Origin of the sequence: Microbacterium testaceum StLB037, assembly GCF_000202635.1 — a bacterium.
Classification (GTDB): domain Bacteria; phylum Actinomycetota; class Actinomycetes; order Actinomycetales; family Microbacteriaceae; genus Microbacterium; species Microbacterium testaceum_F.
In genome coordinates this window covers 3,406,708-3,427,896 of the sequence record NC_015125.1, presented here as the reverse complement: position 1 = coordinate 3,427,896, position 21,189 = coordinate 3,406,708, and the positions used below count along the sequence as shown (strand labels likewise).

20 protein-coding genes and 1 tRNA gene are annotated in these 21,189 nt (G+C 71.5%); 9 read left to right on the top strand and 12 right to left on the bottom strand.

Annotated features, from left to right (window positions below; genetic code table 11):
* Nucleotides 1-17 precede the first annotated feature (17 nt).
* Complete coding sequence (murI, locus tag MTES_RS15590; RefSeq protein WP_013586243.1) at nucleotides 18-836, bottom strand: glutamate racemase; 819 nt, start codon at nucleotides 834-836, stop codon at nucleotides 18-20.
* A gap of 188 nt (nucleotides 837-1,024) precedes the next feature.
* Here murI and MTES_RS15585 point away from each other — a divergent pair, with 188 nt between their 5' ends.
* A complete protein-coding gene (locus MTES_RS15585; RefSeq protein ID WP_013586242.1) occupies nucleotides 1,025-2,359 on the top strand; it encodes a nicotinate phosphoribosyltransferase in 1,335 nt (444 codons plus the stop codon).
* A gap of 75 nt (nucleotides 2,360-2,434) precedes the next feature.
* Here MTES_RS15585 and MTES_RS15580 read toward each other — a convergent pair whose 3' ends face one another.
* The 3 genes from MTES_RS15580 to MTES_RS19760 are packed head-to-tail and all read right to left on the bottom strand — an operon-like array spanning nucleotide 2,435 to nucleotide 6,066.
* Nucleotides 2,435-2,701 carry a DUF3039 domain-containing protein gene (locus MTES_RS15580; protein ID WP_043363140.1) on the bottom strand — a complete coding sequence of 89 codons (267 nt, stop codon included), beginning with the start codon at nucleotides 2,699-2,701 and terminating at the stop codon, nucleotides 2,435-2,437.
* Between the two features lie 60 nt (nucleotides 2,702-2,761).
* On the bottom strand, nucleotides 2,762-4,291 hold the full coding sequence (locus MTES_RS15575; protein ID WP_231848098.1) for a hypothetical protein: 1,530 nt from the start codon (nucleotides 4,289-4,291) through the stop codon (nucleotides 2,762-2,764).
* Between the two features lie 8 nt (nucleotides 4,292-4,299).
* Complete coding sequence (locus MTES_RS19760; protein ID WP_013586239.1) at nucleotides 4,300-6,066, bottom strand: ABC transporter ATP-binding protein; 1,767 nt, start codon at nucleotides 6,064-6,066, stop codon at nucleotides 4,300-4,302.
* Between the two features lie 425 nt (nucleotides 6,067-6,491).
* On the opposite strand from MTES_RS19760, the gene MTES_RS15560 reads away from it, so the two are divergent.
* The 3 genes from MTES_RS15560 (at nucleotide 6,492) to MTES_RS15550 (ending at nucleotide 9,606) form a co-directional block, all read left to right on the top strand.
* Nucleotides 6,492-7,184 carry an NTP transferase domain-containing protein gene (locus MTES_RS15560; RefSeq protein ID WP_013586238.1) on the top strand — a complete coding sequence of 231 codons (693 nt, stop codon included), beginning with the start codon at nucleotides 6,492-6,494 and terminating at the stop codon, nucleotides 7,182-7,184.
* 74 nt (nucleotides 7,185-7,258) lie between these two features.
* Nucleotides 7,259-8,197 (top strand): hypothetical protein, encoded by a 939-nt coding sequence (locus MTES_RS15555; RefSeq protein WP_013586237.1) that lies wholly within the window; start codon nucleotides 7,259-7,261, stop codon nucleotides 8,195-8,197.
* Nucleotides 8,198-8,268: 71 nt separating this feature from the next.
* Nucleotides 8,269-9,606 carry a maltokinase N-terminal cap-like domain-containing protein gene (locus MTES_RS15550; RefSeq protein WP_013586236.1) on the top strand — a complete coding sequence of 446 codons (1,338 nt, stop codon included), beginning with the start codon at nucleotides 8,269-8,271 and terminating at the stop codon, nucleotides 9,604-9,606.
* Here MTES_RS15550 and MTES_RS15545 read toward each other — a convergent pair.
* Nucleotides 9,603-10,841 carry a hypothetical protein gene (locus MTES_RS15545; protein WP_043361552.1) on the bottom strand — a complete coding sequence of 413 codons (1,239 nt, stop codon included), beginning with the start codon at nucleotides 10,839-10,841 and terminating at the stop codon, nucleotides 9,603-9,605. The genes MTES_RS15550 and MTES_RS15545 overlap by 4 nt on opposite strands.
* Nucleotides 10,842-10,884: 43 nt before the next feature.
* On the opposite strand from MTES_RS15545, the gene MTES_RS15540 reads away from it, so the two are divergent.
* Nucleotides 10,885-11,979 (top strand): glycosyltransferase family 2 protein, encoded by a 1,095-nt coding sequence (locus MTES_RS15540; protein ID WP_013586234.1) that lies wholly within the window; start codon nucleotides 10,885-10,887, stop codon nucleotides 11,977-11,979.
* On the opposite strand, the gene MTES_RS15535 is transcribed toward MTES_RS15540, so the two are convergent.
* The 3 genes from MTES_RS15535 to MTES_RS15525 are packed head-to-tail and all read right to left on the bottom strand — an operon-like array spanning nucleotide 11,976 to nucleotide 16,331.
* Nucleotides 11,976-13,430: a CDP-glycerol glycerophosphotransferase family protein gene (locus MTES_RS15535; RefSeq protein ID WP_013586233.1), complete on the bottom strand. Its 1,455-nt coding sequence runs from the start codon at nucleotides 13,428-13,430 to the stop codon at nucleotides 11,976-11,978. The two genes, MTES_RS15540 and MTES_RS15535, sit on opposite strands and share 4 nt — an antisense overlap.
* Nucleotides 13,427-14,689, bottom strand: coding sequence for a CDP-glycerol glycerophosphotransferase family protein (locus MTES_RS15530; protein WP_013586232.1), 1,263 nt, complete (start codon nucleotides 14,687-14,689; stop codon nucleotides 13,427-13,429). The genes MTES_RS15535 and MTES_RS15530 overlap by 4 nt, the downstream gene beginning before the upstream one ends.
* A gap of 40 nt (nucleotides 14,690-14,729) precedes the next feature.
* The gene (locus tag MTES_RS15525; protein WP_013586231.1) at nucleotides 14,730-16,331 is read right to left on the bottom strand and encodes a S1C family serine protease; all 1,602 of its coding nucleotides are present in this window, start codon (nucleotides 16,329-16,331) and stop codon (nucleotides 14,730-14,732) included.
* A 171-nt stretch (nucleotides 16,332-16,502) separates the two neighbouring features.
* Here MTES_RS15525 and MTES_RS15520 point away from each other — a divergent pair, with 171 nt between their 5' ends.
* From MTES_RS15520 to MTES_RS15510, 3 genes are all read left to right on the top strand, one after another.
* Nucleotides 16,503-17,708, top strand: coding sequence for an aminotransferase class I/II-fold pyridoxal phosphate-dependent enzyme (locus tag MTES_RS15520; protein WP_013586230.1), 1,206 nt, complete (start codon nucleotides 16,503-16,505; stop codon nucleotides 17,706-17,708).
* A gap of 138 nt (nucleotides 17,709-17,846) precedes the next feature.
* Nucleotides 17,847-18,083 (top strand): hypothetical protein, encoded by a 237-nt coding sequence (locus MTES_RS15515; protein ID WP_013586229.1) that lies wholly within the window; start codon nucleotides 17,847-17,849, stop codon nucleotides 18,081-18,083.
* 127 nt (nucleotides 18,084-18,210) lie between these two features.
* Nucleotides 18,211-18,540: a hypothetical protein gene (locus tag MTES_RS15510; RefSeq protein ID WP_013586228.1), complete on the top strand. Its 330-nt coding sequence runs from the start codon at nucleotides 18,211-18,213 to the stop codon at nucleotides 18,538-18,540.
* A gap of 9 nt (nucleotides 18,541-18,549) precedes the next feature.
* On the opposite strand, the gene MTES_RS15505 is transcribed toward MTES_RS15510, so the two are convergent.
* The 3 genes from MTES_RS15505 to MTES_RS15495 form a co-directional block, all read right to left on the bottom strand.
* On the bottom strand, nucleotides 18,550-18,825 hold the full coding sequence (locus MTES_RS15505; RefSeq protein WP_050901803.1) for a helix-turn-helix domain-containing protein: 276 nt from the start codon (nucleotides 18,823-18,825) through the stop codon (nucleotides 18,550-18,552).
* Nucleotides 18,826-18,888: 63 nt separating this feature from the next.
* Entirely contained in the window at nucleotides 18,889-19,695 is an 807-nt protein-coding gene (locus MTES_RS15500; protein WP_013586226.1) for a carbon-nitrogen hydrolase family protein, read from the bottom strand.
* Nucleotides 19,692-20,189: a DUF6328 family protein gene (locus MTES_RS15495; protein ID WP_148272899.1), complete on the bottom strand. Its 498-nt coding sequence runs from the start codon at nucleotides 20,187-20,189 to the stop codon at nucleotides 19,692-19,694. The genes MTES_RS15500 and MTES_RS15495 overlap by 4 nt, the downstream gene beginning before the upstream one ends.
* Nucleotides 20,190-20,272: 83 nt before the next feature.
* On the opposite strand from MTES_RS15495, the gene MTES_RS15490 reads away from it, so the two are divergent.
* Nucleotides 20,273-20,346, top strand: a tRNA-Met gene (locus MTES_RS15490).
* A gap of 58 nt (nucleotides 20,347-20,404) precedes the next feature.
* Here MTES_RS15490 and MTES_RS15485 read toward each other — a convergent pair.
* The gene (locus tag MTES_RS15485) at nucleotides 20,405-21,055 is read right to left on the bottom strand and encodes a TetR/AcrR family transcriptional regulator (RefSeq protein WP_013586224.1); all 651 of its coding nucleotides are present in this window, start codon (nucleotides 21,053-21,055) and stop codon (nucleotides 20,405-20,407) included.
* Nucleotides 21,056-21,189 lie beyond the last annotated feature (134 nt).

Here is a 21,189-nt window from a genome sequence, read left to right as displayed (position 1 = left end):
GAAGTGGATGCCGCGCCTCAGCGCGGCAGGTCGATGGCGCCGGTCTGCACGAGCTGCACCTCGCGCACCTCACGGCCCATGAGGCGGTGCGCCAGGCGCAGGAAATCGTCGGCCGACGAGCCCGTGGCTTCGTAGCGATGTCTCGGGGTGGCATCCGGTCCCGCGAGGAGGTCGCGGGAGACGAGCTGACGATAGACGTCCTTCGCGGTCTCGCTGTCGCTCGAGACGAGGCTGACGTCGGGACCCATCACGTAGCTGATGGCGCCCTCGAGGAACGGGTAGTGCGTGCAGCCGAGCACGAGCGTGTCGACGCCGGCGTGACGCAGCGGGGCGAGGTACTGCTCGGCCGTGGCGAGCACCTCGGGCGAGTCGGTGACGCCCGCCTCGACGAACTCGACGAAGCGCGGGCAGGCTTCGGCGAACACGGTGAGATTCTCATTGACCTCGAGCATGTCCTGGTACGCGCGCGAGCCGATGGTGCCGACCGTGCCGATGACACCGATCCGGCCGTTGCGGGTGGTCGACATCGCGGTGCGGACGGCGGGACCGATGACCTCGACCACGGGGACGTCGTAGCGCTCGCGCGCGTCTCGGAGCATCGCCGCCGACGCCGTGTTGCAGGCGATCACGAGCATCTTCACGCCCTGCTCGACCAGCGTGTCGAGGACCTCGAGCGCGTAGCGCCGCACGTCGGCGATGGGCTTCGGGCCGTAGGGCGAACGGGCGGTGTCGCCGATGTAGAGGATCGACTCACGCGGCAGCTGCTGGGACACGGCCCGGGCGACGGTGAGACCGCCGACTCCCGAGTCGAAGATCCCGATCGGCGCGTCATCCATAGGGGTTCAGCCTATCGGGCGGGGGATGGGCGGGCAGGTCTCGGTGAGGAGGCGTACCGAACTCCTGAGAAATCGGGCGTGGGGCCGACTTCACCGGCCGCCCGTGGGCCTCGCGGCCCGAGACTCAGGAGTTTCGCACGGCGCGGCGTGGGCACGGCGCGGGCGCGGGGTCGCAATAGGCTGGCGCCATGACGCGTAGCACCGCCCTGCTCACCGACCGCTACGAACTCACGATGCTCGACGCGGCGCTCCGCGACGGCACCGCGGAACGCCGCTGCGTTTTCGAGGTCTTCGGACGCCGACTGTCGGGCGGCCGCCGTTTCGGTGTGGTCGCGGGCACGGGTCGGCTCCTCGAGGCGATCCAGGACTTCCGCTTCGGCGACGGCGAACTGCGCTACCTGCGTGACAACCGGATCGTGGATGCCACCACCCTCGACCACCTCGCCGATTACCGCTTCACCGGTTCGGTCACCGGGTACCGCGAGGGCGAGGTGTACTTCCCGGGCTCCCCGCTGCTGACGATCGAGGGGACCTTCGCCGACGCGGTCGTGCTCGAGACCCTCGCACTCAGCATCCTGAACTACGACTCGGCCGTCGCGACCGCCGCAGCGCGCATGAGCGTCGCCGCCGGAGACCGGCCCTTGGCGGAGATGGGCTCACGGCGCGCGAGCGAAGGGGCCGCGGTCGCCGCCGCACGGGCCGCCTACATCGCCGGGTTCTCGGCGACGAGCAACCTCGAGGCCGGCCGCCGCTGGGGCGTCCCCACGATGGGAACCGCGGCGCACGCGTGGACACTGCTCCACGACAGCGAGGAGGAGGCGTTCCGCTCGCAGATCGACGCGCTCGGCACCGGGACCACCTTGCTCATCGACACCTACGACATCGCCGAGGGCGTCCGCACCGCCGTCCGCGTCGCCGGCCCCGAGCTCGGCGGCGTCCGCATCGACTCGGGCGACCTCCCGATCGTCGCCGGCGAAGTGCGCGCCCTGCTCGACGAGCTCGGCGCGACGAACACGCGGATCACCGTCACGAGCGACCTCGACGAATACGCTCTCGCCGCGCTGGCGGCATCCCCCGTCGACGCGTACGGCGTCGGGACCTCGGTCTCCACCGGTTCCGGCGTCCCCACCGCGGGCCTGGTCTTCAAGCTCGTCGCTCGGGAGGCCGCCGACGGCTCCTGGGTGGGCGTGGCGAAGGCGTCGGCGCAGAAGGCGTCGCACGGAGGCCGCAAGGCCGCATTCCGCACCCTCGACGGGGGTACGGCGACCTCGGAACTGATCATCGTGAGCGACGGCTTCGAGGAACTCTCGACCGCCGCAGAACACCCCGACGCCCGCGCCCTTCAGGCGACGCTGATGATCGACGGAGAGGCGGATGCCGCGGCCCTCGGTCCTGCCGGCGTCGAGGCCGCCCGTGCCCACCACGCGCGCGTGCGCGAAGAGCTTCCGATGCGCGCCCTCGCGCTCAGCAAGGCCGACCCGGCGCTGGCGACGGAGTACCGCGAGGCGACTCCGGCCCGCTGACGCGCGGGCCGACGGGGACGTCGCCTCGACGGGCCGCGTCACCGCACCGGACGCGCCGGCGCGTCACGGCGACGACTACTTGGTCAGGGACTCGTAGATCTCTTTGCACTGAGGGCACACCGGGAACTTCTCGGGGTCGCGCCCCGGCGTCCACTTCTTGCCGCACAACGCGCGCACCGGCTTGCCGGTCAGGGCGGACTCGAGGATCTTGTCTTTCTTGACGTAGTGCGAGAAGCGCTCGTGGTCACCCGGCTCGATGTTCTCTTCGCGGATGAGCTCCTCGAGCTCACGATCCAGGGTCGCAAGGCCCCCGCTGTCAGGACTGTCGAGAGGCGTGCTCATGGTGAGCCAGTGTAGCCGCGGAGCGCAGCCGGCGGACCGGTTCTGCGGGACGGCCGACACTCAGGTCGCTTCCGCGAACTCCATCAGGCGCGTTCCGCGCCGCTCGAAGACCGCGGCGCCGACGGCGACTCCGACGACGAGGACGATCACCCCGGCCGCGAGACCGGCCCACAGGGCGACGACGGCATCTTCGCTGTCGGATGCCAGGGCGTGACCGGCGAACCACAGCGCGGGCGACGCCGCCAATAGGGAGCCGAGCATGACGAGACCCTGGGCCAGAACTCCGCCGGAGCCGGTGCGCTGCGGCTGCTGGAACGGGCTGTCCCCGGGGCGCGAGACGGGGTAGGGCGCGAGCACCGACGAGATGCTGGACAGGCCGAGCCCGGAGAGGAACAGCGCAGCGCAGACGCCGATCAGAACGGGGAGGAACGCCCAGCGCCCGTGCGCGACGATCGCGAGTGGGATCGAGACCGCCAGGATCGGAAGCCCGATCAGCAGCACGGGAACGAGTCGTCCGATGCGGTCGGACAAGCCGCGCACCCCGCTCGCGATGTGCATCCACAGCGCGGTGGAGTCGTAGGCGAGGTCGTTGTGCGGAAGCCATCCGAAGAAGAGCGCCATGATCGGCACGGGCAGAAGCGCCGCGACCTCGATGGGCACACCGGCCACGACCAGCGGAACCATCGACAGCACCGCGGCGATCGGCACGATGACGATGTTCACGAGGTAACGGCGGTCGCGGAGCCAGTACGAGAGGCTGCGGGCGGCGACAGCACCCCCGGGCGTCCCGGGGAGGAGGGCGAACCAGCCGAGACCACCGCGCTCGCGCACGGCGACCGGTCGCGGCGTGGTCGTGAGCAGGATCCGCACGAGGACGAACCACAGCGCCGCGAGGACCGCCACCGTGGCGACGGCGACGACCGCGCTCCCGACGGCGGCACCCGGGGTGGGGGCGAGGGCGATCCCCCACGCGGCACCCACCGGTGTCCAGGCGAGCACCTCGGCGGCGGACACCAGCTGCGTGGGTACGGTTCCCCGCCACTCGAGGGAACCGAGGAAGACCGCCACCGGGACCACGACGACCAGCACGGCGACGAGGTACACGCCCGCGAGCTCGCGCGACTGCCGGGGACGCTTGACCAGAGTGCCGAGAGCCATGCTCACGCGCGCCAGGAGCACGCACGTGGTGAGGCCGAGAACGATCGACGCGACGCTCGCGAAGACGCTGACGCCCTGCTCGCTCCAGGCGACCGCGACACTGATCGCGAGCACGAGAACGGCGAGGACGGGAACACTCAGGAACCCCGCGAGGAGCAGCGCACCGGCGAGCGGCCGCGGCTCCGGGCCGACGACCGCGAAGCGGCGGGGGTCGAGCGGGTCCACGGAGGCCGTCACCGGCGGTCCGACCGCGAAACCGAGCGTGATGGCGGAGCCCGCGAGAACCGTGACGATGCCCGCGGTGAGACGGTCGACCTCGCCCAGACCGCTCGCGTTCACGGCCGCGAAGATCGTCCCGGCGATCAACACGACGAGACCGACCACCCGACGAAGAACATCGTCCCGGTCGCCCCGCAGGGCGCCGAGCATCATGGCCAGCCTCAGCCGGAGAACGTGTGCAACCACTCCAGGCCCTCCACGTCGCCGAGACCACCCGCGAGCTCGAGGAAGCGCTGCTCGAGGCTCGCTTCGCCGCGCACCTCGTCGACCGTCCCTTCGGCGAGCACCTGGCCCGACACGATGACGGCCACGCGAGAGCACACGCGCTCGACCAGTTCCATTCCGTGGCTGGACAAGATGACCGTTCCGCCGTGCGCGACGTACGCGCCGAGGATGTCGAGGATGACCGCGCTCGAGACGGGGTCGACAGCCTCGAAGGGCTCGTCGAGGACGAGGAGCCGCGGAGAGTGGATCATGGCCCCGGCCAGCATGACCTTCTTCGTCATACCGGCGGAGTAGTCGGACACGGGACGCGCGAGGGCGTCCACCAGGTCGAAGGCGCGCGCGAGATCCGCGGACCGGCTCTCGACGAGGCCGGCGGGCAGGCCGCGCAGGGCGCCGTAGTACGACAGCAGCTGCCGACCGGTGAGTCGATCGAACGTGCGCAGCCGATCCGGGAGCACGCCGATCATCTTCTTCGCGGCGCGCGCGTTCTTCGCGGCGTCGACTCCATTGATCGAGACCGTTCCGCCGTCAGCCCGGAGGAGTCCCGCGATGATCGAAAGCGTCGTGGTCTTTCCCGCGCCGTTCGGGCCCACGAGCCCGTAGAAGGACCCGGCGGGGATCGTCAGGTCGATGCCGTCGACGGCGCGCAGCTCACCGAAGGTCTTGGTCACGTTGCGCAGGGTCAGCGCCGGGGTCGCGTCGTCGGCGTGCGCCGAGGTCTTGCCCTCGACCGCGGCGGCTCCGATCGCGGCCCCCGCGGTGGTCGCGGCGGTCTCCTCGCTCGGAGCGTCGGCGTCGGCCTCCACCGGCGACTCCTCGACCGGAGCATCGGCGGGCGTCGGATCTTCGAGGGGCGCGGCGTCCTGGGCCAGCGCCGTGTCCTCGACCGGCGTCGCGTCCTCACCGGAGGCGGCGTCCTCGACCGGCGTCGCGCCCTCGACAGGCGCAGGGTCCTCGACCGAGGCCGCGTCCTCGACAGGCTCGTCGTCGCGCACCTCAGCCGGGGAATCAGCTGCGCCGCTCTCCCCCTCGACCGCTGGCGCCTCGACGGCAAGCTCCTCGACCGCAGGCTCCTCGACAGCGGCATCCGGCGGCGTGAGGTCCTCGACCGGCTCGACCGCGGGCTCTTCGACCGCGGGCTCCTCGACAGCGGCATCCGGCGGCGTGAGGTCCTCGACCAGCTCGGTCGCGGGCTCCTCGGCATCGGGCTCCTCGACCGCGGGCTCCTCGACAGCGGCATCCGGCGGCGTGGGATCCTCGACCGGCTCCGCATCGACCGCGTCCGCGGCCTCTCCGACCGGGCCGCCGTCTTCTTCCGTCTCGGGTACCACGAGGTCCGGCCCGGCGACGGGATCGCTCGCGCCGGCCTCCGCCGAATCCGCGGTCGTGTCACCGGTCGCGGACGCCTCGACAGCGGCATCCGCCACCGTCAGATCATCGCTCGAGCCGTCGTGCACCGGCGTGGTCTCGGGGTCGGACTCCCCCGCGGCCGGCGTCTCGACGGCGGTCGGCAGAGGCGGGCGCGGCGGCACGATGATGTCGCCGGGAACCGCGGGGGCGGAGACGGCTTCGGGGGCCGCGCCGGTCGCGGACGGGCGGGATGCCGCGGGCTTTCGCGGAGCAGCCGGCTTGCGCGGAGCAGCGGGCTTCCGCGGAGCGGCCGGTTTCTTGGCGGCGGGCTTCTTCGCCGGACGCGGAGTCACCGGTGCACTACTGGTTTCGCCCGTCTCCGGCGTGTCGGTCGTGGCGGCCGGCTTCCGCGGCGTGCGCGAGGTCGAGGCACGAGGGGCCCGAGGGGTCGTCGTCCGCGGAGCACGCGGGGTGCGCGGCTTCGGCGTCGGAGGCGTTTCGGGCGTGGAATCGGCGCTCACCGCATCGCCGTCCGACCGAGGGGCGGACGATTCTTGGGGCTGCGGCAGCGACGCTGTCATCACTCCAAACTAGCAAGCCCCTCCGACACCGCCGTACGCGGTGGCGGCGGACGCGCGATGGTGTACCCGATCACGAAACCGCAACGGTCGGGCGCATAATGCCATTCCCGGTATGCCGTTCGCTAGCATCGACAGGACACAAAGGCGTGACATTCCGGTGAACCGGACATGACGACTCATCCCCCCAGGAGCCAGCCTTGACTGTTCAGATCGTGATTCTCGCTGCGGGCATGGGCTCGCGGCTCGGCCGCAGCCTGCCGAAACCCCTCACCCCGCTCGCCGACGGCCGCAGCATCATGCAGCAGCAGCACGACAACATCCGTGCCGCGTTCGGCCGCGACGCGCGCGTCACCACCGTGGTCGGCTATCGCGCCGAGACGATCGTCGATGCGTTCCCCACAGCCGACTACGTCTACAACGACCGCTACGACCAGACGAACACTTCGAAGAGCCTCCTCCGCGCGCTCGCGAAGACCGGGCGCTCCGGTGTGCTGTGGATGAACGGCGACGTCGTCTTCGACCCCCGCGTGTTGGGGCGCGCTGCGGAACTCATCGACGAAGACCGCTCGTTCGTGACCGTCGACACCGCGAGCGTCGGTGACGAAGAGGTGAAGTACACCGTCGATGCCGAAGGCTTCGTCAAGGAGCTCTCCAAGGTCGTCGACGACGGCGTCGGCGAGGCGGTCGGGATCAACTACATCTCCTCGCGAGACAAGAAGGCGCTCATGCGTCAGCTGCAGCGCGTCGCCGACCAGGACTACTTCGAGCGCGGCATCGAACTCGCCATCATCCACGACGGTGTGCGCGTCGAGCCGCTCGACATCTCCGACCTGTACGCCGTCGAGGTCGACTTCGCCGAAGACCTGGAGCGGGCCAACCTCTTCGTCTGATCCGACGCCGGGGCGTTCGCGCGCCACGCGTCAAGACACCCCCGTCCCCCGAGGTCCCGGGAGAGGATGTCGACATGGCTGAGAAGGTGCATCGCATCCACTCCCTGTCCGACGACGCTCCCTGGAAGGGCGGCCTCCCGCCGGTGGGGTCCGAAGAGCACCCCGCTTTCATCCGGCTGCTCGACCGCGCGTTGGCCGTGCAGCGCCCCGTCGTGCTCGCGCACCTGCGGAGCATCCGACTCCGGCATCGGGATGCCGGCACCCAGGAGATCCTGCGGATCCTCGAGCGCCGCTACCTGACCGCGGTGACGACCGGCGGCGCAGCGGTGGGCGCGACCGCGGTCGTCCCGGGGATCACCACCGGGATCACACTCGCCCTCAGCGGCGTCGAGACCATCGGGTTCCTCGAGGCGACCGCGCTGTACGCGCAGTCCGTCGCCGAGGTCCACGGTGTCGCGATCGACGACCCCGACCGCGCCCGCGCCCTCGTCCTCACGCTGATGCTGGGCAAAGAAGGCACCGATCTCGTCGCGCAGTTGGCCGCGCAGGCGGCCGGGCGCGGGGCGAGCCGCTCCACCTATTGGGGCGATCTCGTCACCAAAACCCTTCCCCGCGCCGCCGTCGGTCCGCTCGTCGACCGTCTCAAGACGACGTTCGCGCGGCAGTTCGCGGCGCGCGGCGGGGCGTCGTGGTTGGGCAAAGCCCTCCCGTTCGGGGTGGGTGCGGTCGTGGGCGGAGCCGGCAATCACATCCTCGGCCGGCGGGTGCTCGTGAACTCCCGCCGTGCGTTCGGCCCTCCCCCGCTCGTCCTCCCCGCCGATGTCGAGCCCCGCCCCGGGGCCGAGCGCCTCGAGCACGCCGCCGTTCACGGCGTGCAGCGCGTCGGAGACGCGATCGCCGGCGCCGTGGGCGGAGCGGGCCGACGGACCGGCTCGATCGCCCGCAAGGCTCTGCCCCGCCGGAAGAAGAACGCGCAGATCGAAGGCGACGACGCCGGCGACGCGGCATCCTGAGCCCTTCTCATCCCGCGGACCTCGGGCGCAAGACCCGCGCGGCGATCGTCTCGTCGGGCTACTCTCGCGGCATGGGCGACCTCCTCGATCTCCTCGCGGTCTGGATGCCGCGGCAGCGCTGGTACGGCACCAAAGGACGCGACCCCCGGCTGAGCGTGGTCGCGTCGTGGGAGGTGGCCGCACCGCAGACGCAGCTTCTGCTCGTGCGCGACGACGCGGCGGAACCGGCCGTCGTCTACCAGGTCCCGGTGGCGGAGCGACCGGCGGGAAGCGTCCCCCCGGGGAGCCTCATCGGTGCCGCGTCGGAGGACACCGTGTGGGCGGATGCCACCACGGACGACGCCTTCACCGATCTGCTCTACCGCGCGGTGACGGTTCCCGGTACCGCGCTGTCGAGCGATCCCGGTCTCGCCGCGCGCACCCTCCCCTCCCCGCAGGTCGGGGCTCCCGCCCCGCGCGCGACCGCGCGGGTGCTGAGCGGCGAGCAGTCCAACACGTCGATCATCTTCCGCCCGGAGGAGGACGGCGTCGCGGTCATCTGCAAGCTCTTCCGACAGGCCAACGGAGGGGTGAACCCCGACGTCGAGCTGCCCACGGCTCTCGCCGCCGCAGGAGCGACGTTCGTCCCGGCCGCGATCGGCGAGGTGCGCGGCACGTGGACCTCGCCCGAAGGAACGCCGATCACGGGCTCGCTCGCGTTCGCGCAGCAGTTCTTCGAGGGGGTCGAGGACGCGTGGCGGGTGGCGCTCAACGCCGCCGGTGCCGACGACGACTTCCGCGAGCCCGCCCGAGCGCTCGGCGAGGCGGTGGCGCGCATGCACGTCGCCCTGGCCGCGGCCTTCCCCACGCGTGAGCCCGAGCCCGCCGATCGCGCTGCGGTGGTCGGCGCGTGGGAACGCCGGCTCGCCATCGCTATGACCGAGGTGCCCGCCCTGGCACCCCACGTGGACCGCATCCGCGAGGTGTACGCGCGCGCCGCGGCGAACGCATGGCCCGCCCTTCAGCGCGTGCACGGCGACCTGCACCTCGGGCAGGTGCTCTACACGCCGAGCAACGGCTGGGTGCTCCTCGACTTCGAGGGTGAGCCCCTCCGACCGATGGAGGAGCGGGTGCTTCCCGACCTCGCCGTGCGCGACGTCGCGGGAATGCTCCGCTCGTTCGACTACGTCTCGGGGGCGATCTCGGACGACGACGGCGCTCTCGTCCGCGCCTGGGTCATCGCCGCACAGCAGGCGTTCCTCGACGGCTACGCCGCGACGACCGGCGGCAGCATCCCGGGCGGCGGCGACCTGCTCGCGGCGTTCGAACTCGACAAAGCGGTCTACGAGGCGATCTACGAGACGCGCAACCGGCCCGATTGGCTCGGCATCCCGCTGGCGGCGATCGGGCGCCTCGCCCCCGCCGACTAGACCGGGCGATCGCCCTCTCGGGCGTGCCAGGTCTCCCACCGGTCCATCAGCTCCTGCACCGCGGCGCGGAAGCGCGCGGTCGACGCGCCGGGGGTGGTGTCCCCGAAGTAGTGGCGCACCCACGTGTGCAGGCGCTCGACCGCGTCGGGGTCACCGAGCACGCGATCGGCCTCGCCGACGATGTCGCCCGAGGACTCGGCATCCAGCCACTCGCACGCGGAGAGGTAGCCGGTCTCGTCGACCTCGGCCTCCGGGTCGCTCGGGCGCGTGATGAGCAGCGGGGCAGCGAACGCGAGCCGGTCGTAGACCATCGCCGAGATGTCGAGCACCGCGAGATCGGCCGACCGCAACTGCCACCCCAGCGCCGGTGACGTGTCGTGGACGTGGTGGGCAGCCGGATCGGCGCGGTTCGCGGCGGCCAGGGCGGCGACGATCCGCGCGTTCGCCGCGCCGTACTCGGGATCGACGACCCCGGAGCGCGGATGCGGGCGGTAGACCACACGGTGGCGCCCGGTCGCGAGCAGCGCCGACACGAGGGCCTCGCCGTGTGTCCGGATGGAGCCGTAGTGGGCCGAGGGGCGGTCGCCCTCCCACGTCGGCGCGTACAGCACCACCGTGCGCTCGTCGGCGGGGTACGGAGGCTCCCCGGCCGCTTGATCGGCCTGGGGACGACCGATCGAGAACGTCCGCCGATCGAGGTCGTAGTCCCACAGCACGCGTCCGAGCCGGGCTCGCGCGGCGTCTCCCGCGACGAAGGCGTAGTCGTACGCCTTGAACTGGTTCGTGGTCATGTACATCTTGTCGGACTCGCCGTGGTTGATGAACACGTGCCACCGCCGGCCGTAGCGGAACATCTGGAAGTTGCGGGTGTTCTGGTTGACGTAGAACACGAGCCGGATGTCCTGGTCGGCCAGCACCTGCTCGACGTCGCGCACGGTCGGCGCGTAGGCCACCGGCAACTCGCCGTCCTTCAACAGGGCGTCGGCACCCCGGATCGCGCGGCTGATCACGACGACCGGCCACGTCTCGGCGAGCTCGCGCAGCGGCGCGTACCACTGGCGCATCTGGTACATGTTCACGGCCCCGTCGGCGAAGTACACCGCGATGCGGAACGTCCGCTCCGGGAGCGGCCCGCGTTCCGCGAGAGCGCGGTGCAGATCGCGCCGTGCGGTGCGCGTGGCGACGGCTTTCCGCAGCAGACCGACGGCGAGTCGGGCATCGCGGGCGAGGGGCATCGTTCCAGGGTACCGGCCAGGTGCCGCGTGAAAGGATCGAGGGATGCTGCTCCCGACCCCCGGCGGAAGAGACGCGCCCGTTCCCCCCGACGACGCCGGCGTGAGCTTCATCATGCCCGTACTGAACGAGGAGCGATACCTCCGCCGCGCCGTTGCGTCGACCCTCGCGCAGGACGTCCCGGGGCCGGTGGAGATCGTGCTGGCCCTCGGCCCGTCGACCGACGGCACCACCGCGATCGCGCGAGAGCTCGCCGCCGCCGACGAGCGCATCGTCCTCGTGGACAATCCGGATGCCGACATCCCGGTGGGTCTGAATCTCGCTCTGGCCGCGAGCCGTTTCCCCACCGTCGTGCGCGTCGACGCGCATTCGGAGCTCTCCCCCGGCTACGCCCGACGCGCGCTCGCGACCCTCGCGCGCACGCGCGCCGCGAACGTCGGCGGGGTGATGCGCGCCGATGGCCGCTCCCCCTTCCAGCGCGCGGTCGCTCGCGCGTACAACTCGCGCGCCGGTCTCGGCGGCGGCGCCTACCACGGCGGTGCGCCCGAGGGCCTGGCGGAGTCGGCGTACCTGGGCGTCATGCGTCGCACAGCCCTCGACGAGGTCGGCGGCTTCGATCCCTCGATCCGGCGGGGCGAGGACTGGGAGCTCAACCTGCGCCTGCGCCGCGCCGGGTACCGCGTCTGGTTCGATCCGACACTGTCGGTCGTCTACTGGCCACGGGAGAGCTGGACGCGCCTGGTGCGCCAGTTCCGCGCGACGGGTGCCTGGCGCGGCGAACTCGTCCGCCGCTACGGGCGCCGCAACTCCCTGCGCTTCTTCGCGCCTCCCGCCCTGGTCGGCGCCGTCGCCGCCTCCGCGCTCACCGGCCTCTGGCAGACACGGCGGCGCTCGAGAGGACGCCCGTCCGCCGTGGCATCCCTCGTCCACCTGCCCGTCGTCGCCTACGCGGCGCTGGTCACCGTGGTCGCGCTCGGACGCGGGGGCGGGCGCGGGTGGCGCGACCGCGCCTGGACGGCCGCCGTCCTGCCGTCGATGCACCTGTCGTGGGGCGCGGGATTCCTCTGGGGCGTGGCACGCGGTGCGCGCGACACCGTCGACACGTCGCGCCTGGACGGGCGCAACACCCCGCTCCCCTAGCGCTCGACGAAGCCCTGGTCCAGGATCCGGGCCACCACGCGCTCGGCGGCGTGTCCGTCGTCGCGGGCGTTGAAGATCCGCTGCCATCGCTCGTAGCGTTCGCGGAAGATCGACGGATCGATCTCCTCGATCGCCCGCGAGAGGTCGTCCTGCGTCCGCACGACCGGACCGGGGGCCGCATCGAGGAGGTCGAAGTAGAACCCGCGCATCGCCCCGCGGTAGTGCTCGAGGTCGGGGACGAGGAAGTACATCGGCTTGCCCGTGATGCTGAAGTCGAACATGACCGACGAGTAGTCGGTGATGAGCGCATCGGCGACGGCGAGCAGGCGCGCGGTGTCGGGATACCCGGTCACGTCGATGACACGCGGGCCGCGTGCGTCCTCGCCCGGCAGGAGCGTTCGCGAGTGCCCGCGGACGAGCACGACGGAGTCGGTCGCTTGCGCCAGAGTGGTCGGGTCGACGAAGTCGACGATGGCGTCCCGGTCGTCGCGCCAGGTCGGGGCGTACAACAGCACACGCTCCTCGTCGCCGATCCCCAGGGCGCGACGGGTCCGCGCTCCGTCGTCGGTGTGCAGGACGTCGTTGCGCGGGTAGCCCTCGATCCACACCGGGCGGCGCAGGAACGCGTACGCCTTGGTCAGCACGCGCGCGGCGTACGGGCTCTGGGCGAGGAGCACATCCCACCGGAGCGCCTCGCGCACCACGGCCACCGCGCGCCGGGGGTCGAACCCCGGTCGGTGCAGCGCGAGGCGCTTCAGCGGCGTCCCGTGCCAGGTCTGCAGCACCGTCTGACCGCGACGGCGGACGAAGCGGCGGCGCAACCAGTCGTTGACGACGAGCAACCGGGCGGCGCTGCGCGCGCGCCACCACTCGGGGCTCCCCTCGACGAGGGCCACGGCGCCCGGCGGCACCTGCACGGACAGATCGACGACGCTCCAGTACCGGGTCACGGCCGGAGCGACCCGGGCGAGCTCGCGGTCGATCGCAAGCGGATTGCAGCTCGCGTTACGACCGTAGAAGCTCTCGAAGAACACCGCATTCTCGAGCGGTTCGCGGTGAGCGGCGTAACGCTTCTCGAGGGCGGTCTGGGCCTCGCCGGAATCGGAGGACGGGTCGACCGGCGGCCCCACCCGCAGCGTCGATCCCGTCCACGCCGCCCGCAGCCCCGGGAGGACGGTCAGCGGGATCGGGGCGCGCGGGACGACGGCATCCGTCGCCTCCCCCACGTCGATCGACAGGCGGTACTCCCCCGTCGGCAGAGGCAGCTCGGGGCCACCCCACCGCGCCGCCCGGAGGGGAACCTCGGCACGCCAGGTACGTCCGCGGCCGTGGAGCCGCGCGCTCACGCGGGCACGCCGCCCGATGAGGGTGACGGATGCCGGGCGGGGCCCCGTTCCGCTGATCTCGAGCACGGCGGTGCTTCCGTCGACCACGAAGCGTGCGTCGGTCATCGCGCTGCCCTTCTCTCGCCCTCGCGGGTATCGGTGGGTTCCTCGCGGCCGAGGCGACGGAGGATCTCCCGGTAGACCCTCTCGGTGTTCCGGCCGTCCCGGTGCGCGTGGACCGCCGCGCTGCGACGGCGCGAGGCGTCGAGCGCCTCGGTCGGATCGTCCAGGATGCCGCCCAGCCGCTCGAGCACGTCGTTCCAGGACCGCGCGGGGTCGGGGCCGGCCACGTCGGCATACGTTCCGTACAGCCCCCGCCGCGCGGCGTACGCCTCGAGGTCGGGGGCGAAGAACAGCACCGGAAGCGGGACGAGGGCCGCGTCGAACGCGAGCGAGGAGTAGTCCGTGATGAGCACGTCGATGCCCGGGAGCAGCAGCGTCACGTCCGCGACGACATCACTGCCCAGCGGGGCGATGCGGGCATTCGGGATGGGCGGTGCGTAGTCGCCGACGCCGAGCGGGTGCGAGCGCACGAGCAGCGTGGCGTCGAGACGATCGAGGGCGGCGGCGATGGCATCCCACTCCCGCGCATCCGGAATCGCGGGATCCGCTTCTCCGTCGCGCCAGGTCGGCGCGTAAAGCACGAGGCGGGCGTCGGCCGGCGGCCGACCCAGCGCCCGCTCGAGCGCGCGGCGCGCCGCGAGACGTCTCTCCTCAGCCGGGCCGCGGGAGAGCACGTCGACGCGGGGCTCGCCCGTCACCGGCAGACGGGCGTCGGGGAGGCCGAACGCGGTCTCGAGACGGCCCCGGACGAGGTGGGATGCCGCGGGCAGGAGCGAGATCTGCCGGGTCGTCCGGCGGTACAGCACCGCGAGCACGCGACGCGCCAGGGGCGAGCCGGCGCGCGTCGTCTCGGCCGAGTCGAGGCCGATGCGCTTCAGCGGGATCCCGTGCCACAGCTGCACGATGAAGGCGCCCGTCACGGCGTAGCGGTGCACGTCGCCGAAACCGTGCGTGACGACGATGACGCGCGCCCGTGCCGTCGCCCACAGTCCCCGGAGGGAGTCTCTCTCGACCCACGGGATGCCGAGACGCTCGGCCTCGCGCCGCTGATCCGCGTCCGCGACGAGCCAGGTCGCCCGCTCGCCGTGCGCCCGGGCCTCGTTCCACAGCGCGAGAGCGCCGTCGGTCACGCCGACCGCGCAGCCGAACACCCACCGGTCGCGCGAGCGCGGCACCAGGGCGGTGAGCAGTCGTCCCGCGAGGTAGAGCGGAATACGGCGGAGTTTTCGCGCATTTCCCGCCCCGAACGAGAAAGACGCCACCCCGCGAGCCTATCGCGGGGTGGCGTCCGACGCCGGAGCGTCAGTTGGTGGGCATCTGCCCGAGGGCGACCTCGGCGGTCTTCTCCTGCCCGTTGCGGATGTAGGTGACCTCGGCCTTGGCGCCCGCGGCGAGCGCGCGCACCTGGGCGGTCAGGTCGGCGGAGTTCGTGACGGGGATGCCGTTGAACTTCGTGATGACGTCGCCCTTCTCGAGGCCGGCGGCCTGAGCCGCACCGCCGTCGACGGCAACGGCGACGTACGCGCCGGTCGTGGTCGCGCCCTGCATGCTCGCGGCATCCTGGACGTTCGCACCGAGCAGGCCGTGCGTGGCGGAGCCGTTGTCGATGATCTCCTGCGAGATGCGCTTGGCGACGTCGGAGGGGATCGCGAAGCCCACGCCGATGTTGCCCGACTGGCCGCCCGAGGACGATCCGCCGGCGCTGGCGATGGCGACGTTGATGCCGATCAGCTTGCCCTCGTCATCGACGAGCGCGCCGCCGGAGTTGCCGGGGTTGATGGCGGCGTCGGTCTGGATGACGGCGATCTTGATCGACGCCGTCGCCTGCTGCTGCTGGCCCTGCTGTCCCTCGCCGAAGTCGAAGAAGAACGGGTTCTCGTTGCCGCCGGATCCGGAGCCGTCCTCGGACTCCGTGCCGTCCTTCGGGGCGGCCGAGGAGGCGACGAGGATCGACCGGTTGAGCGCGCTGACGATGCCGGTGGTGACCGTGTTGGGCAGGTCGAGCGGGGCACCGACGGCCGAGACGTTGTCTCCGACGTTGAGCTGGGACGAGTCCGCCCACTCGATCGGGGTGAGGTTCGAGGCGTTGTCGAGCTTGATCACCGCGAGGTCGTAGGTCGGGTCGGTGCCGACGATCTTGGCCGAGAACACGCGGCCATCGGATGTGGTGACCGACACCGTCGGGTTGGCGGACTTGCCCCCGATGGTGACGACGTGGTTGTTCGTGAGGATGTACCCGTCCTTGCTCAGGATGACGCCGGAACCGGTGTCGCCGGTCTGGCCCTCCATGGCCTGGATCGTCACGACGCTCGGAACCACCTTGGCCGCGACGGCCGTGGTGTTGTTGACGTCCTCGGTGTTGTTGACGGTCACCGCGGTGGGACCCGCGACGGCCGCCGAGTTCGACCCGCCCCAGAGGGACAGTCCGGCGTACGTGCCACCGAGACCCGCCCCACCGCCGACGAGGGCCGCGGCCACGAGCAGGGCCGCGACGCGCGGAGCGTTGCTCTTCTTGCGCGGCTGCGCCGCGGTGCCCGACTCGGGGTAGGGCAGCGTGGGGTGCTGCCCGCGCGGGTCGTGACCGCCGGCGGCGGGACCGAAGGCGTGTCCGGTGGGGCCGGTCGCTCCGGAGGGGGCGGACGCGTAGCCCTGCGGGCGGGTGGCCCCGTCGTGGGTGGATCCGGCGGCCGGGGTGTGCGCGGGCGGCGGCCACGCGGCCGCGGCGGCGGCGGGGGAACGCGTGGGGATCGGCGGGACGGCGCCGGTGGGCGCGGCGGCGTCGCTCGCGTTCCCGGCGGCGTGGTGGTCGGTGTTCGCCGACGTGGGCGCGGTGTTCTGGGAGGCCGCGTCGCTGTTCCGGCTGATGTCGTTACCCTCGGGACGGTTGTCCGTGTTGTCGCTCATGTGATGCTCCTTCTTCCAGGCGCTTCAACGATGACCCCGGATGCTGTGTGCTGCCTATGACGCGGGTGAGCCGCCTCTATGGGTCTCGCACCAACGACCCGCGAGGCCGATGGCCTACGGTGAGAACCTACCGGCCGTGCGGCCCACGCATCCTTTCGAAGGCACATCCCGATGAACACCATCCCCGGCGCCTGGCAGCGCACCGCCCGAGGAGCCGGTCTCCTCGGCACCGACGGTCGAGCCGTCCCCACGATCTTCGCCGAGATGACGGCGCTGGCGACCTCGACCGGCGCGATCAACCTCGGCCAGGGTTTCCCCGATGAGGACGGACCCGAGGTCGTCCTCGAGGCGGCGCGGCGCGCGATCGCGGACGGCGTGAACCAGTACGCCCCCGGCCGCGGCTTCCCCGAACTGCTCACCGCGATCGCGGAGCACCAGAAGCGCTTCTACGGTCTCGAGCTCGATCCCGCCCGCGAGGTGCTGGTGACCGTGGGCGCGACGGAGGCGTTGGCCTCGACGCTGCTCGCCCTCATCGACGGCCCGGACGACGAGGTCGTCGTGTTCGAGCCCTATTACGACTCTTACGCGGCGAGCGTCGCCCTGGCCGGAGCGCGGCTCGTCGGCGTCCCGCTGCGCTGGCCCGACTTCCAGCCCGACCTCGAGGACCTGGCATCCGCCGTCACGGATCGCACTCGCGTCATCCTGGTCAATGATCCCCACAATCCCACCGGCACGGTGTTCTCGCGCGAGGTCCTCGACGAGGTCGTGCGCCTCGCTCACCGGCACGACGCGCTGATCGTCACCGACGAGGTCTACGAACACCTCGTCTTCGACGGGCCGCACGTGCCGATCGCGACCCTCCCCGGAGCCGCCGAGCGGACGCTGTCGATCTCGTCGGCCGGCAAGACGTTCTCGCTCACCGGGTGGAAGACGGGGTGGGTGACGGGTCCGGCCGAGCTCGTCACCGCGGTCCTCGCCGTGAAGCAGTTCCTCACCTACGTCGGAGGCTCGCCGTTCCAGCCCGCCATCGCCGCGGGGCTGCGTCTGCCGGACGCGTTCTTCTCCTCGGTCGCGGCGACCATGGCCGCGAAGGCGAAGGTGCTGGGCACGGGCCTGCGTGCGGCCGGTTTCGACGTGTCGACGCCGAGCGGGTCGTACTTCACCGTCGTGGATGCCGCCCCGCTCGGTGCCACGGACGCGGACGCGTTCTGCCGCGAGCTCCCCGCCCGCGCCGGGGTCGTCGGCATCCCTCTCACCGCCTTCGTCTCCCCCGGGCACCGGCACCGTTACGCCACGCTCGTGCGCTTCGCCGCGTGCAAGCGCGTCGAGGTGCTGGCGGAGGCGGCGGAGCGCCTCGCGGGCACGTCTCGCAGCTGACGGGACGCGCGCCGAGGGCGGTCGCACCCGGTTACGACATCGTGCAGGCATGCCATGTATGCATGGTGTAGCCTCACCGGTGATCGCATGCCGGCGATCGCGCCCGCGACTCCCGTCGCCCGTTTCCCGGGGAGTTCCATGCCACGCCCGCGCCACACCCTCGACGCGCGTCCCCCGCGCATCACCCACGTGTACGGAACCTCCCTCAAGTGGACGAAGGTGCCGCAGAAGACCTTCCTCACCCCGGAGACCGCCATGCAGCTGCGGGCGGAGGGGTACACGATGGCCCTGACCCGCTCGGGGTGGCGCTCCTCCCGCTCGATCTCGCTGATCCGCTACGTGCAACGGATCCACCCCTCGTCCGAGTTGCCCTGACGGGAGCGCTTCGGCATCGCCCGACCCGACGATCCACCGGAATGGGTGGCCCGCGCCCCCGCGATCGAGATGCCCTGCGTCCTATGGTCAGCGGTGTCTCTGCCCGATCGTCACGAAGAAGACACCCATGAGCTCGTCCGAGTCGCCTCGCGCCCTGCCGTTGCCGTCATCCTGTCCCGCGTGGTGCGTCGGCGACCACGACCCATCCACCGGGGCGGACGTCGCGCATCGCAGTGAGGGTCTCACCATCCCCGGCGTCGAGCGAAGCCTGCATCCGCACGGCGACATCCACGCGATCGGCGTCACCGAGATCACGATCGGGCTGGAGCAGAGCCGCGGCGAGACCTGGGTCTGGTTCGGTTCGGATCAGTTCTCGCGGCAGTCCACGGTCCTCAGCATCGAGACGACGAAGCGGCTTGTACGCGCGGTGACCGCACTCCTCGACGGCGCGCCCTGAGAGCTCGCTCTAGCTCTCGCGCGGGCGGTCCAGGTCGGGCACGAGATCCTCGATCGACACGCCGAGGACGGCCGAGAGGGCCAGGAGCGTCTGCAGGCGGGGATTGGCCGGCGTACCGGGATTGGACTCCCCCTTCTCGAGCTTCTGATACGTGAAGAGCGAGATGCGCGCGGACACGGCGACATCTTCCTGCGTCAGGCCCGCATCCAGCCGAGCCCTGCGCAGGTTCGCCCCGAATTCCCCCATGTACGTCATCCAGGGGTAGTCGAATGCGAGACCGGTCATCCCTCCAGCTTGCGTCATCTCCGCGGGTTCGGGGTCCGATCGACGCATGCACTCAGCCTGCTTTCAGCGCGGCGTCACCCGATACCGGCGGAGTTCGAGCGCCGGATTCACCCGTCGTACGCGGGCGATGGCATCCGGATCGATGTGGGCGACGGCGACGTCGGTCGTCGTGCCCACCGCGGCGAGGACCACGCCCTGCGGGTCGACGATCATCGAGTGTCCGACGCCGAGCGGCGGCGGGTGGTCGGCACCGGCGAGGAAGACGGTGTTCTCGATCGCGCGCGCCTGGAGCAGCGTTCGCCAGTGATGCTCCTTGAGCGGTCCGCGCACCCATTCGGCCGGGACCAGGACGACGTCGACGTGGGCGTCGGCGAGGGTACGCCCGACCTCGGGGAATCGCAGGTCGTAACAGGTCATCAGACCGAAGCGCAGACCGTCGACCTCGAACGTCTCGGGCGGAGCGATCTCTCCGGGCGCCACCCAGTCCGACTCGCGCTGGCCGAACGCGTCGTAGAGGTGGAGCTTGCGATAGACGGCCCGGATGCCATCCCCCGCGACCGCCACGACCGTGTTTCGGACGCGGCGGCCGTCGTCGGCGCGCTCGAGCAGCCCCGCGACGATGACGACGTCCCGCTCCGCGGCGAGGGACCGCAGGGCTGCGGTGAAGGGGCCGTCCAGGTCTTCGGCGTTCTCGGTGAGCGTGTCGTCGAAGGGGTCCACGAAGTAGCTCGAGTACTCCGGGAAGACGATGACCCGGGCGCCACGTGCGACGGCGGTCTCGACCGCCTCCGCGATCGCCGAGAGATTGACCGCCCGCGAGGCGGTCGGCGCGAACTGCGCGACGGCCAAGCCGAATCCGTGATCTGTCACGCGTCATCCCTTCGCCCGCGACGGCGCAACATGAGTGGCACCACCACCCAGAGTACGAGGATCGCCGCAGCCAGGACGACCCCGCCGGCCACCGCCCCGCCGACCCCCACGACGACGCCGAAGACGAAGACGACGACGCCGATGAGCAAGAGGGAGACGAGCGCCAGGGCCGCGCGCAAGCATCGGTGGCCGAACCCCACCACCGATGGCTTGATGCCGCGCTGGAACACGGCGCGGTGCAGGGCGACCGGCGCGAGGGCCACGACGGCGCTCAGCGCGGACAGCGCCACGAGAGCGAGATAGAACGCGCGCCAGTCGGCCTCGAGGTCGGCGAAGGCCGGCTGGAACGCCAGGGCGAGCAGGAAGCCGGTGAGGATCTGCGTGCCGGTCTGCAGGACGCGAAGTTCCTGCAGGACGTCGGTCCAGTTGCGGTCCGCGCGTTGCGCGGGGGTCTCGGGCCTGCCGTCGTCGCGATCGTCGATGTTGCTGCTCACCGGGACATTGTCGCGCGACACTCCCGGGCGGCACGTGCGGATTTGCGTCGACGTTCATCTCCGCGTAATGTTTTCTCTTGTGCCGCGGGGTGGAGCAGCTCGGTAGCTCGCTGGGCTCATAACCCAGAGGTCGCAGGTTCAAATCCTGTCCCCGCAACAAAAAGAAGGCCCCGGATCCTCCGATCCGGGGCCTTCTGCTTTCCGCGGGCACGTCCTCAGGCGACGGGAACGTCCTCCTCGCGCCGGGCCAGCACGTCACGGAGAGTGCGTTCGAGCCACGAGCGGTAGCGCGTGTCCGACCACCCGGATCGGGTGACGAAGAACGCGTACGTCTCGGGGCCGATCAGGTAGCTGAGCTCATCGGTGACCTCGTCGATGTCTCCCGCGCCGAGCAGGCCACGCGTGACGAGCCACGTCGACGCGACGCGGAGGTCCCGGCGTCGACGCGCGTCGAGATCGGCCATGGCGGCCGCGGCCACGGCATCCGTCTCCCCCGCGATGGCCATCGCCCGCGCGAGGCCGGCGGAGCGTCGATGCGCCTGCGCGACGCCGTCGAGCCAGACCCGCATCGCCTCGTCGATATTCGTGCGATCCAGGATGTCGGCGATCGGCGGAGCCTCCGTCGGGCCCGTGCCACCCTCGTCCCCCCGCCGTGCCCGCTCGAACGCGGCGACGAGGAGCGCCGACTTCGAGCCGGCCAGGTGCACCGACTGCACGGAGACCCCGGCGGCGACGGCGATGCCCTTCATCGTCGTCGCAGCGTAGCCGTCGCGCGAGAACAGGTCCGCGGCGGCGTCCAGGATCGCCGCCCGGGTCCGGGCCGCCTCGGCCTGGCGCAGCGGTGACGCGTAACGCCTGGGGCTCATCTCGGACTCTCCTCGAAACGTTAGAGGCTTCATCTAATCATTCGACTCCTCCACGACCGCAGGGCTTGACGGGAACGCGAGAGCACTCCGGTGATCCCGTCAACCCGTTCGGTCGATGTCGGAGCCACCCGGTT